This window comes from Anabaena sp. PCC 7108 (assembly GCF_000332135.1).
In the GTDB taxonomy this organism is placed as follows: Bacteria; Cyanobacteriota; Cyanobacteriia; order Cyanobacteriales; family Nostocaceae; genus Anabaena.
The window spans coordinates 2,621,918-2,635,755 of record NZ_KB235896.1 but is presented as its reverse complement, the minus strand read 5'-3'; the positions used below and the strand labels follow the sequence as shown (position 1 = coordinate 2,635,755).

At 37.8% G+C, this 13,838-nt stretch carries 15 protein-coding genes; 13 read left to right on the top strand and 2 right to left on the bottom strand.

Going from position 1 to position 13,838, the window contains the following annotated elements; genetic code table 11:
* Positions 1–156 precede the first annotated feature (156 nt).
* Complete coding sequence (locus tag ANA7108_RS0112555; protein WP_016951144.1) at positions 157–3,027, bottom strand: cation-translocating P-type ATPase; 2,871 nt, start codon at positions 3,025–3,027, stop codon at positions 157–159.
* 168 nt (positions 3,028–3,195) lie between these two features.
* Between ANA7108_RS0112555 and ANA7108_RS0112550 the strand changes: the two genes are divergently transcribed.
* A complete protein-coding gene (locus ANA7108_RS0112550; RefSeq protein ID WP_026104151.1) occupies positions 3,196–4,866 on the top strand; it encodes a transglutaminase family protein in 1,671 nt (556 codons plus the stop codon).
* Positions 4,867–5,193: 327 nt separating this feature from the next.
* A complete protein-coding gene (locus ANA7108_RS0112545) occupies positions 5,194–6,555 on the top strand; it encodes a hypothetical protein (protein WP_016951142.1) in 1,362 nt (453 codons plus the stop codon).
* Positions 6,556–6,703: 148 nt separating this feature from the next.
* Here ANA7108_RS0112545 and ANA7108_RS0112540 read toward each other — a convergent pair whose 3' ends face one another.
* Positions 6,704–7,576: a PD-(D/E)XK nuclease family protein gene (locus ANA7108_RS0112540; RefSeq protein ID WP_016951141.1), complete on the bottom strand. Its 873-nt coding sequence runs from the start codon at positions 7,574–7,576 to the stop codon at positions 6,704–6,706.
* 105 nt (positions 7,577–7,681) lie between these two features.
* Here ANA7108_RS0112540 and ANA7108_RS0112535 point away from each other — a divergent pair, with 105 nt between their 5' ends.
* The 11 genes from ANA7108_RS0112535 (at position 7,682) to ANA7108_RS0112480 (ending at position 13,830) form a co-directional block, all read left to right on the top strand.
* Positions 7,682–9,109 carry a phosphoglucomutase/phosphomannomutase family protein gene (locus tag ANA7108_RS0112535; RefSeq protein WP_016951140.1) on the top strand — a complete coding sequence of 476 codons (1,428 nt, stop codon included), beginning with the start codon at positions 7,682–7,684 and terminating at the stop codon, positions 9,107–9,109.
* A gap of 54 nt (positions 9,110–9,163) precedes the next feature.
* The gene (locus tag ANA7108_RS0112530) at positions 9,164–9,433 is read left to right on the top strand and encodes a LapA family protein (RefSeq protein ID WP_016951139.1); all 270 of its coding nucleotides are present in this window, start codon (positions 9,164–9,166) and stop codon (positions 9,431–9,433) included.
* A gap of 165 nt (positions 9,434–9,598) precedes the next feature.
* On the top strand, positions 9,599–10,276 hold the full coding sequence (locus ANA7108_RS0112525; protein WP_016951138.1) for a Uma2 family endonuclease: 678 nt from the start codon (positions 9,599–9,601) through the stop codon (positions 10,274–10,276).
* Positions 10,277–10,386: 110 nt separating this feature from the next.
* Positions 10,387–10,620 carry a hypothetical protein gene (locus ANA7108_RS0112520; protein ID WP_016951137.1) on the top strand — a complete coding sequence of 78 codons (234 nt, stop codon included), beginning with the start codon at positions 10,387–10,389 and terminating at the stop codon, positions 10,618–10,620.
* A gap of 128 nt (positions 10,621–10,748) precedes the next feature.
* The gene (locus tag ANA7108_RS31195) at positions 10,749–10,874 is read left to right on the top strand and encodes a hypothetical protein (RefSeq protein WP_016951135.1); all 126 of its coding nucleotides are present in this window, start codon (positions 10,749–10,751) and stop codon (positions 10,872–10,874) included.
* Positions 10,875–10,985: 111 nt separating this feature from the next.
* Positions 10,986–11,360: a hypothetical protein gene (locus ANA7108_RS0112505; protein ID WP_016951134.1), complete on the top strand. Its 375-nt coding sequence runs from the start codon at positions 10,986–10,988 to the stop codon at positions 11,358–11,360.
* Positions 11,361–11,546: 186 nt separating this feature from the next.
* Positions 11,547–12,338, top strand: coding sequence for a HEPN domain-containing protein (locus ANA7108_RS0112500; RefSeq protein ID WP_016951133.1), 792 nt, complete (start codon positions 11,547–11,549; stop codon positions 12,336–12,338).
* Positions 12,339–12,464: 126 nt separating this feature from the next.
* Positions 12,465–12,689, top strand: a complete 225-nt coding sequence (locus ANA7108_RS0112495) for a DUF433 domain-containing protein (protein WP_015214973.1) — start codon at positions 12,465–12,467, stop codon at positions 12,687–12,689.
* The gene (locus ANA7108_RS0112490) at positions 12,686–13,018 is read left to right on the top strand and encodes a DUF5615 family PIN-like protein (RefSeq protein ID WP_016951132.1); all 333 of its coding nucleotides are present in this window, start codon (positions 12,686–12,688) and stop codon (positions 13,016–13,018) included. Before ANA7108_RS0112495 ends, ANA7108_RS0112490 begins: the two co-directional genes overlap by 4 nt.
* Positions 13,019–13,053: 35 nt before the next feature.
* The gene (locus ANA7108_RS0112485) at positions 13,054–13,350 is read left to right on the top strand and encodes a type II toxin-antitoxin system HigA family antitoxin (protein WP_016951131.1); all 297 of its coding nucleotides are present in this window, start codon (positions 13,054–13,056) and stop codon (positions 13,348–13,350) included.
* A gap of 48 nt (positions 13,351–13,398) precedes the next feature.
* Positions 13,399–13,830, top strand: a complete 432-nt coding sequence (locus tag ANA7108_RS0112480) for a DUF29 domain-containing protein (RefSeq protein WP_016951130.1) — start codon at positions 13,399–13,401, stop codon at positions 13,828–13,830.
* Positions 13,831–13,838: the final 8 nt, after the last annotated feature.

The following is a 13,838-nucleotide window of genomic DNA, read 5'->3' as shown; positions in this document are numbered from 1 at the left end:
TAATAAGGTAAGGTGCTAGTTATCTAGTGAGATACTTATAGTGAGATACTTATGTTTGGTAATGGTAATATTTATTTTTTTACCAATTACCAATCACCAATTACCAATTACCAATTACCAATTACCAATCACCAATCACCAATCACCAATCACCAATTAAACAGTCCTTTTGCCCATAAAACGGAAGAATAATTTTTCACATTCAACCCAGACAAACATCAAACTACTGAAACCAATACAAATAGCTAATTCTGAAAGACTTAACCAGTGAGTACCAAAGAAATTTCTTAAGGGTTCGACGTAAACTAACATTAACTGCAAAATTGTTGTCACAATCACAGAACCCAGTACAAAAAGATTAGAAAAAGGATTCATTTCAATTGTGAGTTGGTTATTAGAACGAATAGCGATCGCATGACCCATTTGTGCGATACAAAGAGTAGTAAATACCATTGTTTTCCAAGTTTCGGGATTACCCTGATAACCTGCTGCATGGGTGTGATTATAAGCCCAATACATCAAAGAAATAGAAATGATGGCGAAAACAATCCCAATCCGAACCATGTAAGCACCTAATCCCCTAGCAAAAATACTTTCACGGGGACTAAAAGGAGGACGTTGCATCACATCTGGTTCTGGGGGTTCTACAGCTAATGCTAAAGCAGGTAAACCATCCGTGACTAAGTTCATCCACAAAATTTGCAAAGGAGTTAAAGGTACACCACCTAAGCCAATTAAAGGTGCAGCGGCAATGGTGAGAACTTCACCAATGTTACTACCCAAGATGTATTTAATAAAACGACGGATGTTAGTGTAAACAACTCGACCTTCTTTCGTAGCGGCGACGATAGTCGCAAAGTTATCATCTAACAGCACCATATCGCTGGCTTCTTTACTCACATCTGTACCTGTAATGCCCATAGCAATGCCTATATCGGCTTGTTTGAGGGCAGGGGCATCATTGACTCCATCGCCCGTCATAGCGACAAATCGACCACGACGTTGCAAAGCTTGGACAATTCGCAGTTTATGTTCAGGAGAAACTCTAGCGTAAATACTGACTAAATCAACTTGTTCCTCTATTTCTTTATCAGTCATTCGTTGCAATTCTTGACCAGTGAGGACTCTGGCATCTGCATCTGCTATACCTAAGTCTACAGCGATCGCCCGTGCTGTCAATTGATGATCACCAGTAATCATAATGGGGCGAATCCCGGCTTGGCGACATTCTTGCACAGCTGCCCTGACTTCGGGGCGTGGTGCATCCAACATTCCCACTAAGCCTAACCATACCAAATCTTGTTCAGAAGCATCTTCTGAAGCCTCTGGGGCTACTTCTGTAAGAGGTTTATAAGCAAAACCTAACACCCGTAAACCTTGAGATGCCATTTGGTCATTTGCTGCCAAAATTTGGGCGCGTCGTTCTTCATCAATGAGGGTTGAGGTATTCCCCGTATAAATCTGATTGCAACGCGCTAATGTTAATTCTGGTGAACCCTTGGTAAACATTAGATATTGTTCAGATGCTAAAAACCCTGCTATTAACGGGTCAACCCCACTCATAGCCGGATCACCCGTGGCAATTTCTTCTACTTGACAAATTACACTCATGCGTTTCCGTTCTGAAGAAAAGGGAAACTCAGACACACGGGGTAATTTACTATGCCATTGGTCTTTTTCAATTCCGGCTTTACCTGCCAATGTTACCAAAGCCCCTTCTGTGGGGTCGCCTAAAATTGCCCATTCCCCTGCTTCTTTTTGCAGTACTGAATCATTACAAACGGCACAAGCAACCAGTAAAGCGGATATTTCGGGATTTTCATCAAGGTCAACTTTCTGCCCCTCTAACTGAAAATCTCCAATGGGGACATAACCTTCACCCGTAACTCGGAAACTTTTTTGATTGGTGTAAACTGACTGCACCACCATTTTATTTTGAGTCAGAGTTCCAGTTTTATCAGAACAAATCGTAGTTACAGAACCAAGAGTTTCTACTGCTGGTAATTTACGAATTAAAGCATGATGACGCACCATCCGCTGAGTTCCCAAAGCCAAAGTCACAGTAATTACAGCGGGTAAACCTTCAGGAACTACAGCCACCGCCATACTCAGAGAAACTTCCACCAGTTCTTGTAAATTAACCCAGCCTATTCCCTTCACTAAATCATTAATGAGTCCACCACCCACAACTATGGCTACAAGAATCAAAGAACCTGTCACCAGCACATTACCCAGTTGAGTCATGCGCTGCTGTAAGGGTGTAGGTTCACTATCCACAGACTGCAACATCGTGGCAATTTTGCCTAGTTCCGTTGTCATGCCGGTATTAGTGACAAGCACTGTAGCCCGTCCTTGGACTACTTCCGTTCCTTGAAAAACTAAATTAATGCGATCGCCTAAAGATGTTTCTTCTGGTAATGTGAGAGTTGCCTGCTTATTCACCGCTTCGGCTTCACCGGTTAGTGCCGACTCCCGCACTTGCAAATTAGACTGTTCTATTAAGCGTCCATCAGCCGCTATTTGCATACCAGCTTCCAGCAGCATCACATCCCCAGGTACTAATTCTTTAGCTGCAATTTCCACTAGTTTACGGTCACGGATGACTCTGACTAGAGGAGAGGTCATTTTTTTCAGCGCCGCTAAAGCTTGTTCAGCACGGCTTTCCTGCACATAGCCCAAAATACCATTGAGGATAACAATCGCCATAATCGCAATTGTGTCTTTGAATGGTACTTCATTAGATTTTAATGTGCCTCCTTGCAACGCCAAAAAATCTAAAAAACCCGAAATGAGGGCTACACCGATCAACATCAACAACATGATGTTTGTGAACTGATCCAGAAGAATCTCCCAAGCGCTTCGGCCGCCATGTTCTTCTAGTTCATTAGGTCCGTATTTTTGCAACCTTTGTTGAATCTCTTGAGGTGTTAACCCACTGTCTAGGTTACTATCAAGCAGGTCTAGCGCTTTATCAACTTCTAAACTATGCCAAACAACGGCACCTTGAGGCAAAGAATGAGCAGACATCGTGTAAGTCACAGGAAATGGTTACAAAGTTCGATCATAATTGAGTGATGGCAGGAATTCCATCAACTAAAGTTACATTGGGGACTAGGGACTGGAGATTGTGGATGGGGAGATGTAGAGAATAATCTGTTGCCTGTTGCCTTTTACTAATGATTAATGACTAATAATATGAGTTTTGTACTCCCTAGTTTGACTGTTAGCCAAATGTTTGGCCAAAAAACAATCCGACCGCTGACTGCTGCTACTCTATACGGCATTGCTTTCATCAAAGATAGACTGATTGCTATCGATACAATCAAAGGTCATCTACTAGAAATTGACCCCACCTCTGATAATAGTAAAATTCTTAATCCCCACCAAGTTAAGGAGTTTACAGAAGTTACAGGTTTAGCCGTCTGGGAAGATACTCTGTGGGTAAGCCGTGAAAATAGCGTTTATCGGTGTAAACTTGCCTCTTTAGGTTTGGAGCATTTTGTCACTTTACCTTATGGTGCTGATGGCGTAGCTGTTTGGGAATCGACTGTTTATGTAAGTTGTCAAAGACTTGGCTATATTCTAGTTTTTGACCGCGAAACACGCAAGGAAATTACTCGGTTTCATGCACCTGGTGTGGGCATAGAAAATTTGACCGTCACCCAGGAAACTCTCTGGGTTTGCGATCGCACAGAACAAAGCGTTTATTCTATGGATAGGGCAACTGGGGAAATTCGATTCAGTGTTCTTACCCCTTTTGCATCTCCTACTGGAATAGCAGTACATAGAAATAACGATACAACACAGGAAAATCTCTACATTGCTTATGCCACTGAGGAGCCTTATATTCGCGATAATCCCAATGCCGACCCTTGTCATGAGTTAACCTACCGGGATATGACTTTTATTCATCCCCTGTATTATCATTACCAGCCAGATAAGCGCTACGCCCTCTCTAATGGTTATCTTATAGAAATGTCCTATGTTGAGGAAATTGCACCCCTAGACGAGGTTTATTTACCCAATGTAGAATGGCGCATTGCCCTACCATCAGAAACTGAACGCCAAAAGGTCAAGCAAGTTGAAGCAATTGGTTTACCCTTCACAGAAGAAATCTTTGAGGGACAGCGAATAGCAGTATTTAAATTTGATTCCCTGACTCCCGGTGAACGGCATATATTTGGCTGGAAAGCACTGTTAGAAGTCCGAGGCATAAAGTATCGCATCACACCGAAAGATGTAGAAGAACTTCCTGAACCGACACCAGCATTCCAAGAACGCTATTTGGTTGATGATGATGATTTAGCAATGGAAACGGCTATTGTCCGTCGTGCAGCCCGTGAAGCAGTTGGTTCAGAAACTAATATGTTACGGAAAATGTACAACATCCGTAATTATGTTTATGATGAGTTATCATACGGGATTAAGCCATACATTGACACACCTGATGTAGTATTAGAACGGGGAGTTGGTTCTTGTGGCGAATACGTCGGTGTATTATTGGCTTTATGCCGTTTAAATGGAATTCTTTGTCGCACTGTAGGTAGATATAAATGCCCTCCCTATGGAGAACAGCAAGGAGTTCCTCTGCAACCAGACTTTAATCATGTTTGGCTAGAGTTCTACATCCCTAATTTTGGCTGGGTGCCAATGGAATCTAATCCCGATGATGTGGGTGATGCTGGTCCTTATCCTACACGCTTTTTTATGGGATTATGCTGGTATCATATTGAAATTGGTAAAGGTGTTACCTTTGAAACCTTGATTAGCAACGGCCGTCGGTTAACAAAGGAAGATATTTCTATTGGAGAATTAGCCATCAATCATATTCGGTTTACAATTCTTCAAGAATTACCGCCTTTTTAACTTAGAATCGGAAACTGGGAACTTGTAGTTTGCAATGAGGGATTAGGTAAAAATACTTTTGAATTTGCCCTACACTCCCCCTTGCCCCCAGTTCTCTATCTGTTCTTAATCAAAAGTTTACTTGGAGATAGGGAATATTTATGTTCACTTTATTTAACTACTCAGTAGTTTTCCGTAATATGCAGTAAGATATTCATATAACATTCTTCCTGATAACTATTGAGAAGAAAGTAATTTGATCATTATTGAATACCAATTTATACGGTTGACAAGCCAAGTTTAAAGTATGAAAACTAACTTAAGGACGTTTGTAAACGGTAAAAGCAGGTGAACAATTGGATTAGTTCTGAATCTGAGAAAACTGTGGAGCAAACACCTTCAGCCAAAATGCCAGGTGGTAGACTGGAGTACCTTCACAATTATCATGACTGTTATCAAGAAGAGCAGCTAGTATATCAACATTTACTTCATTTGGTGCAAATGGAATCTCCTAGCCAAATGATTGAACGTTTTCGCTGTCTGTTCATTGAACGTGCGAATTATCCTGAGCCGGAAATTATATCAATTTTAGATAAAATTACAGGCTCTAAAACCGCAATGGAGGATTTTAAATTTTTCCTCAACCGTTGTTGCCACATTTTAATTAACCGCTGGTATATGCAACCACAGTTGCATCATGCTATTGCGGAGTTAATCGAATTGTTTGAGTCTCCTCCTAATAGATTAGGAGTAGGTAGTTTTCGCTTGCGTGAAATTAGGCGCTTGCGTGAACTAGTGCAGATTTTTTCTGAAAGTGACCAGTATGTAATCTTACGTCGCTTCACTCAAATAGTTAATCAAACCCCCAGATGGGATAGTACTAAAGATAGTCAGCCCTTAATGAGTTTGATTCGTCGCTATCCTTACTTGTATGAACATTGCTTAATTAGCGAAAACGCTACTTTAGAACAAAAAGAAACAATTATACACTTCCAGAAGCAGGTACAAAAAAAATTTGAAATTGACTTGTCGCAATACGTAACGTATAAAGTACGTCAGGTTAATATCTCAACAAGAGTTTCGCCATCTGAAGCACATCAGATTTTACGCCCAGTCAATAATCCTACATTGTTGAGCGACCGTGATCTCTTTAGCACCTTAAAGCAATTTATTGGTAATGCTGAAGGTGACTGCACTTATCAAGAAAAAGCGCAAAAATTTCTCACTCATAGCAGTCAAACCGCCAAATTCCATAGTTTCAAAGATGACTTATATGAATATCTAATCTCATCTGTTGATGGACAATATGGTAAGCGTCAATTTAATCAGCGGTTATACTCTCATTTACAAAGCACGTTACCGCAAGCTGATCATCAAAATCTTAATGATTTTTTAGTTGTGAGAACTTGCAGTCACTTACTCAACTTTTTAGTGGTCAACAGTCAAGCCTATCCACAACACTCAATCTTCTTAGATTTGATCAGTAATCAAGGGACGTTACCAACCATTGGTTTATTACTGAAAGTCGTACTGATTTGTCGTAAAGTCAAACCATTTTTAGAAAAAAGATTTGCAATCTTGTTTAACCACTATGAAGCTGCTACTACCGATGGTATTAGTTGGTTTGTTGGCACTTTAGAACAATTGAATATTGCGATAAGTATTCATTTTGGTAATATTGATTTATCCTTGTTTAAACAATTCTGTTAATTATAGAAGGGAACAAGGTTGTAAAGTCTTTCTGTTTCTGAGTTTTATTATTACTCTATAGTTCTAATTCAACCTGACAACTACTATGAAATTCAATGATTAAATACCTAGACGGTAAGCATGAGCATAAATGTTTTAGCTGATTAATTCAGTGCAGTTTAGGTAATTGACAGCGATTTCTAGTAATTGGCATGGCCTGTAATTTTGCACCTTGAAAATCAGAGAACTCACAAATTGAATTAAAGGGGCAAAAGCGGCAATGATTACCGGGATTGGGTGGAAATATTTTACTAAAATTACTGCTGCTTGCTTGATATTTTTGTAAATCAATTTGGTGTCTATTGGCGATATTCGCCAACTCAAATTCTAGGGATGCTAATTCATGATGATTAATAGTTATTAATTCAGATTTTTTACCAACTTCCAAATTATAAAAAGAGGCTACAGCTGTTTTTCCTGGATAAAGATAACGTGCTGCGAGTAAATAAACTAGTGCTTGTCTACGGTCAAAAGCCGATTTACCAGTTTTAAAATCTAAAATATGTAGGGTGCTATCAGATTCGATAAATACACAGTCCATAGCCGCATATAATCGAAAACAATAATCTTGTTGTTCAATGACTATTGGTTTGGGAAATCCTTCATCTCCAGGAGTTAATTGGAGAATGTGTTTACCAACCAGCAAGGGAGATTTTTGGTATTTTTGCAAAATTTGGAGTACTCGCTGCTTGACTTGCTCACTAGAGTCCCGTAGCTTCAGTAATTGGGCAACTTTCTCAACACCATCAGACTGAGTTAACAAATGTCGATGATGATGAAACTCATAAACGCCTTTTTGGGCAAGAATACCAATTCGCTGAGGTGGTGTAGCTTGCATTAATAAAGCTTTGACTTGCGGTTCATGCTGTCGCGCTTTAATAAATCCGCGCCTCATTTGGCAGTGCCAACGTTCTTGCCCTATCGCTGGGGCAAATAAAGACCAAAGGTGATAACTGGCAAAAGGTCTATCGGGGGTTGACATTGCTCAGGGAGAGTGAGAGAAAATACGGTGGGGATACTTGCGGCTACACAAGCTTTGCGGGATGCTTCCTAATAGTAATAATCATGCAAGGGAGAGAGTAGCAAAATGAGCAACAGTAGCAATTCCAGCAAGATAAAGTTTGGTACTGATGGTTGGCGTGGGATTATTGCTGATGATTTTACTTTTCCCAATGTGCGAAAAGTAACTAGAGCAATAGCTATTTACTTGGAAACTGCTTACAGCAAAGACCGACCAGTACTTATTGCCTACGATACGCGGTTTTTAGCTGACGAATTCGCCCGGACATCTGCTGCGGTTTTGGCAGATTTAGGGTGGAATGTGAAAATTACTAATCGGGATTGTCCGACTCCTGTAATTGCCTACAACGCCCGTCACTTGAATTCCGCAGGGGCATTGATGTTTACTGCTAGTCATAATCCTGCACCTTATTGTGGGATTAAATATATACCCGACTATGCGGGTCCGGCGACTCCAGAAATTACTGATACTATTGTCGCAAATATAGAAAGTGCATCGGATGAGTTGCCCGGAAGCAATCCATCTGGTTCAATTTCTACTTTTGATCCGAAGCCAGATTATCTAAATTTTATCTACACATTATTGGATGTGGATAAAATTAAAAGTGCAAATTTAAAGGTAAAGTATGATGCCTTGTATTCTACCTCTCGCGGTTATTTAGATGAAGTTTTGCTACACAGTGGCTGTCAGTTAGAAAGTTTCCACGCTTGGCGGGATGTTCTTTTTGGTGGCGGTATGCCTGAACCCAAAGGGGAACAATTAGTTGAGTTGGTGGAGTCTGTAAAGGCTGATCAGGCGGATTTAGGTCTGGCGACAGATGGCGATAGCGATCGCTTTGGTATTGTTGATGAACAAGGTAATGTCCTCACTCCCAATACGGTGCTGTTAGTTCTAGCACGGCATTTGATAAAAAACAAGGGTAAGAGCGGGGCAATTGTTCGCACTGTGGCAACTACTCACTTGTTAGATAATTTCGCTGCTAAGTATGGTCTGCAAATTTATGAAACTGCTGTTGGTTTTAAATACATTGGTGAGAAAATGCGGGAAACCGCTGTTTTGATTGGTGGAGAAGAATCTGGTGGTTTGAGTATCATTGGCCATATTCCTGAAAAGGATGGGGTTTTGGCTGATATGCTGGTGGCTGAGGCGATCGCTTATGAGGGTAAGCCTCTAAGTCAATTGGTTCAGGAAGCTATTGCTGAAGCTGATGGTCCTTTGTATAATAATCGCTTGGATTTACACCTGACTGAGTCTCACAAAACTGCGGTGATTGATGCTTACACCAAAAATCCGCCTTCAGTAGTGGCAGGAATCAAGGTGAAGGAAGTCGGACGTAAGGATGGGATTAAATTGTATTTAGAAGAGGGTAGCTGGGTGCTACTGCGTCCTTCTGGTACAGAACCTTTGGTGAGGGTGTATATGGAAACTAACTCGCCAGAAAAACTTAGCCAAATTGCTCAATTTATGGAGAGTGAAATTGCTAAGTTAGGATAAAACCCCACCCCTAACCCCTCCCCGCAAGCGAGGAGGGGAATTATTTATTAAAATATGAAAAGTTTTGTGAATTTACTAATATCTATAGTTATAGCTGTTTGGGTAATTGCGATCGCACTGATTTCTGTGCAGAATGCTACGCCTGTATCTTTACGGTTTTTGATTTTTCAATCTATTCAAATTCCTTTTGGGTTGGTGTTGGCTTTTTGTGTGGCTGTGGGTTTAATTGGTGTAGCGATTTTACAGCCTTTTTGGGAGTTGGGTGCGTCGAAGTCTAGCGTTGATGAGGAGGCGGAGTTTTTTCTGGATGATGAGGATTTTTAGGGGTTTTCTCACGGAGAGGAAGAAAAGAGTTTTTGTTATGAGTCTGTTTTAACCGACTTTTGCTTTTAGACAGGGAATTTATTCCCTGGATCTTATTAAGAATTAGGGTATATCTTCTTTAATGCTAAGATATTGGTAAAGTAAACAACTAACTAATTTAAAGTTATGGTTACTCAACCTCTACCCCTAAATACATCAGAGGTCATCTACCCAGACAGTGATGGACAACCAATGGCTAATAATACAGAACAGTTTCGTTGGATATTAGTTATTCAACAAAATTTAGATTGGTTATTTGCAGATAACCCTGATGTTTTTGTAGCTGGTGATTTATTTTGGTATCCCATTGAAGGAAAAAATTATATAGTCAATGCACCAGATGTTATGGTTGTGTTTGGACGACCAAAAGGTAAACGCGGTTCTTATTTACAATGGCAAGAAAATAATATTGCACCCCACGTAGTTTTTGAAATTCTTTCTCCTAGTAATTCGCAAACCGAAATGGAGAGAAAATTGATATTTTATGAAAGATATGGAGTAGAAGAATATTATATTTATAATCCTCAAAATAATCAGTTGAGAGGATGGTTAAGAACGGAAGATGGTTTAGATGTCATTTCAGAAATGGAAAATTGGGTTAGTCCCAGGTTAGGAATTAAGTTTGATTTATCAGGGGAAGAATTACAAATTTATCATCCTGATGGGAATAAGTTTTCTTCATATCTAGAAATTTCTCAACTTTTGGAACAAGCAGAAACAGCTTTAGCCGCAGAAAGGAGAAAAACGCAACTTTTAGCTGAAAAATTAAAGGCTTTAGGTGTGAATCCTGATGAATTAGAGTGATAATAAAAAACAAAAATAGTCGGTTCAAACCGACTTTTGCTTTGAGATAGGGAATTTATTCCCTGGAACTGATATGCAGTAAAATAGACAATGATGAATGGTGAAAAATAATGACTAAGTTACTTGAACAAGCCATTGCACAAATAAAGCAACTTCCTGAAACTGAACAAGATGTGATTGCTAGATTCATTCTTAATGCTTTAGAAAATAATTTAGCTGGGAAAGGTTTATATATTATTGATGAAAGTGATACTTGGACAGAAGAAGATCAACTTGATATTACATCTTTTTCTTTACAATATGCGGCTTCGATATTTCCTGAAAGCGAGGAAATAACACAGTGAAATTTAATCCTGGGGATGTGGTAACGGTTGATTTTCCTGGTGTTACAGGTATTAAACGCTGTCCGGCTGTAGTTTTATCATCTGCAATTTATATAGAATTACTAACCAATTGAGATAAACTTCATATTATGAATGATGAGAAAATAGATAATACAGAAAATTTACAACAAAAAGAATATATAGAAAAAGAGAAAGCTTTCTATAGTGCTATGGTTAGTGCTTGGATTAACACAAGGATTGAAAGAGATAAATAACTATTAACACTATCTGTAACTGCAATTGGAGTTCTGGTTACTTTACTTAGAACTATTGGCGTTTCAAACTTTACTCAGCTACTTCTGTTTAGTTTTACTCTACTTAGCTTTTTGATTACAGTTATTTCTATTATTTATATACTTGATAGAAACGCTTTACACATTGAGAAAATTCTGAGCGAGAATCAAACCCAAGATAAAATTTTGATGCTTCTAGATAAAATTGCTGAATTGGGTTTTATCACAGGTATAATTTTAGTAGTGATCATTGGAATTAATTCAGCAACACTAAACCTCAGCGAGAAAAAAACAAGTATGAGTCAAGAACAACACCTTAATAAACAGCATCAGCAACGGGAAGAGAAGCACAGTATGAGTGGCGCTTCTCAATTGCGTCCTCAATCTCCCAAACCTGCTGCCCAACCTCCCAAACCTCCTGAAACACCACCCAAAAATCCAGGATCTCAAAATTCTTCTGACAAATAATCAAGCTGATTAACCAAACAATTAAAGTGGACTGCTTCGGAATTGAACCGAATCTGCTCCCTTTTGTATGCAAACTAAGTGACATTCCTTGCATATAGAAAGGAGGGGAGTGGGCTAACCATTACCCTAGCAGTCCATGTATATTATACAATAAGTGATTAAGAGTAAATAAGTCAATAGTAAATTATGAGAAAGTATTCAGAAAACTACAAAATTCTGAAAAATCAAATACAAGAGTCTCTTAATTTTGTACTTTTGTCTTGTCATGCTGTACCTGCTCTTAATGCTTACATAAAAGCTGTTGAACTTGGTAACGGTAAACCCCCTAACATTCCTCATCCTGATTATTTTCAGCAAATTGCAGACCATGATAGATTAAAAGAAATTATGCCTAATTATAAAAAAAGTTTGGGCAAGTTCTTATATCTTACGGCATTTAGTTATTTTGAGGTCTATATTAAGTCAGTGATTGAGGAATTTTTTAAAATTAATGGTGGTGTGGAAAATTATTTAAGCTATGTAAAGCTAAAGCGAGATAATCAAATAAATCGACAAAATTACCGAAATGATTTAGTTGCTCAATTGAGAGATTCAAATTCAAAAAAGAAGGGAAAAGTATTAAAATATAAAAAAGCTATAAATGAATTGATACAACAAGGCTATATGTTTCCGTCACAATTATTATCTGTTTATGGATTAAATGAACTAAAAAAGGAGTTGGATAATATTAAGTATATGAAATCCAAAGAAATTCCTCGTATTTTAAATGATGTCTTTGGATTAGAAATGACAGAACAAGAAAAGGAAAATTTTCAGGAAATAACAGATATTCGCAATAAAATAGCTCATGGTGAAATAAAAGAAATTGACTTATCAAAAGCTATTAAAATGAATAATTTTTTTAGAGAATTGGCATTGAAAATTGATAAGCATTTAATCACAAATTTTTTTATTATAGAAGATGTTGATATATTATAAACTCATAATAGTAAAGTTAAAAACATAAATCTCTAGCCCAAACCCTTATTTTCTTTCTTTTCGTGAGATAAAAAAGAGTATAACCTCAAACGTTAAAATAGAAAAAACAACTAACCCTTCAACACTATGCAATATCAAAATATTATCACCATTGAACCAGGAAAACGAGGAGGTAAACCTTGTATTCGTGGGATGCGAATTACTGTATATGATGTTTTATCATATCTTGCTTCTGGGATGACTTATGAGGAAATACTGAATGATTTTCCTTATTTAACACAAGAAGATATTTTAGCTTGTCTTAGCTATGCGGCTGATAGAGAAAGACAAATGTTAATGGTGCAAGCATGAAGTTATTATTTGACCATAATCTATCACCCCGGTTAGTAGATAAACTCGCTGCTATTTACCCCAACTCTCAGCACGTTTTTCTCTTAGGTTTAGATCAAGCTGATGATAGAATTTTGTGGGAATTTGCAAAACAAAATAAATTTATAATTGTTACCAGAGATGCTGATTTTAATGAATTAAGTATACTGCGTGGATATCCGCCGAAAGTGATTTGGATTAGACGTGGTAATTGTTCAACTAACCAGATTGAAGAGATTTTGCAATCACATTTAGAGGACATCCAAGCCTTTGCAGAAAATTCAGATTTAGGAGTTTTGACACTATATTAAACAAATTTTATAAAACTTTGAGTGAAACAAAAAAAATGTCTTTAAAACCCATTAAAACAGAATCAGATTATCAACAGGCATTAAAAGAAATCGAACAAATTTTTGATGCTGAACCTCATACACCAGAATATAAAAAATTAGATATTTTAACGACTTTAGTAGAAGTCTATGAACAACAAAAATATCCTATTGATCCTCCATCTCCTATCGCAGCCATATTATATTATTTAGAAAGTCGTAATCAAGGAATTTCTACTTTTATTGAAAATTTGAAACATCATGGAGTTAGTGAAGAAATAATTAATATAGCTTTAAATGAAATGATTCACTGATGATTGATTATCTGTCATAAAATAATTATAGTTAGAGGTAAACTAAAAATGACTGTGACTTATCAGACAGATTTCAATATGTGGCTGGAAGAAACTGCAAAACTATTACTAGAAAATCGTTGGCAAGAAATAGACAAAGAACATTTAATTGAGGAGATTTCCGACTTGGTTAAAAGTGAAAAAAGAGCTATTTCTAGTCAATTAATTCGCTTACTTTTACACTTGCTAAAATGGCAATATCAACCTCAACGACGTTCCGATAGTTGGTTAGATTCTATCACAGATGCACGCACTCAAATTGAATTAACTATAAAAGATAGTCCTAGTCTCAAAAATTATCCTCAAGAACAATTAACAGAAAGCTATGAAAAAGCACGTCGTCAAGCAACAAAACAAACGGGATTGATAATTTCTACATTTCCCGAAGAATGTCTTTATGAATTAGAGTTAGTTTTAGATGAAGACTGGCTACCAGAATAAAAAAAGCT

Bases quoted from the DNA above. Each gene is read 5' to 3' on its own strand.
- ANA7108_RS0112480 (WP_016951130.1), top strand. From the start codon at position 13,399: ATGACTGTGACTTATCAGACAGATTTCAATATGTGGCTGGAAGAAACT.
- ANA7108_RS0112485 (WP_016951131.1), top strand. From the start codon at position 13,054: ATGTCTTTAAAACCCATTAAAACAGAATCAGATTATCAACAGGCATTA.
- ANA7108_RS0112555 (WP_016951144.1), bottom strand. From the start codon at position 3,027: ATGTCTGCTCATTCTTTGCCTCAAGGTGCCGTTGTTTGGCATAGTTTA.
- ANA7108_RS0112500 (WP_016951133.1), top strand. From the start codon at position 11,547: ATGAGAAAGTATTCAGAAAACTACAAAATTCTGAAAAATCAAATACAA.
- ANA7108_RS0112525 (WP_016951138.1), top strand. From the start codon at position 9,599: ATGGTTACTCAACCTCTACCCCTAAATACATCAGAGGTCATCTACCCA.
- ANA7108_RS0112535 (WP_016951140.1), top strand. From the start codon at position 7,682: ATGAGCAACAGTAGCAATTCCAGCAAGATAAAGTTTGGTACTGATGGT.
- ANA7108_RS31195 (WP_016951135.1), top strand. From the start codon at position 10,749: ATGAATGATGAGAAAATAGATAATACAGAAAATTTACAACAAAAAGAA.
- ANA7108_RS0112490 (WP_016951132.1), top strand. From the start codon at position 12,686: ATGAAGTTATTATTTGACCATAATCTATCACCCCGGTTAGTAGATAAA.
- ANA7108_RS0112550 (WP_026104151.1), top strand. From the start codon at position 3,196: ATGAGTTTTGTACTCCCTAGTTTGACTGTTAGCCAAATGTTTGGCCAA.
- ANA7108_RS0112495 (WP_015214973.1), top strand. From the start codon at position 12,465: ATGCAATATCAAAATATTATCACCATTGAACCAGGAAAACGAGGAGGT.
- ANA7108_RS0112520 (WP_016951137.1), top strand. From the start codon at position 10,387: ATGACTAAGTTACTTGAACAAGCCATTGCACAAATAAAGCAACTTCCT.
- ANA7108_RS0112540 (WP_016951141.1), bottom strand. From the start codon at position 7,576: ATGTCAACCCCCGATAGACCTTTTGCCAGTTATCACCTTTGGTCTTTA.
- ANA7108_RS0112530 (WP_016951139.1), top strand. From the start codon at position 9,164: ATGAAAAGTTTTGTGAATTTACTAATATCTATAGTTATAGCTGTTTGG.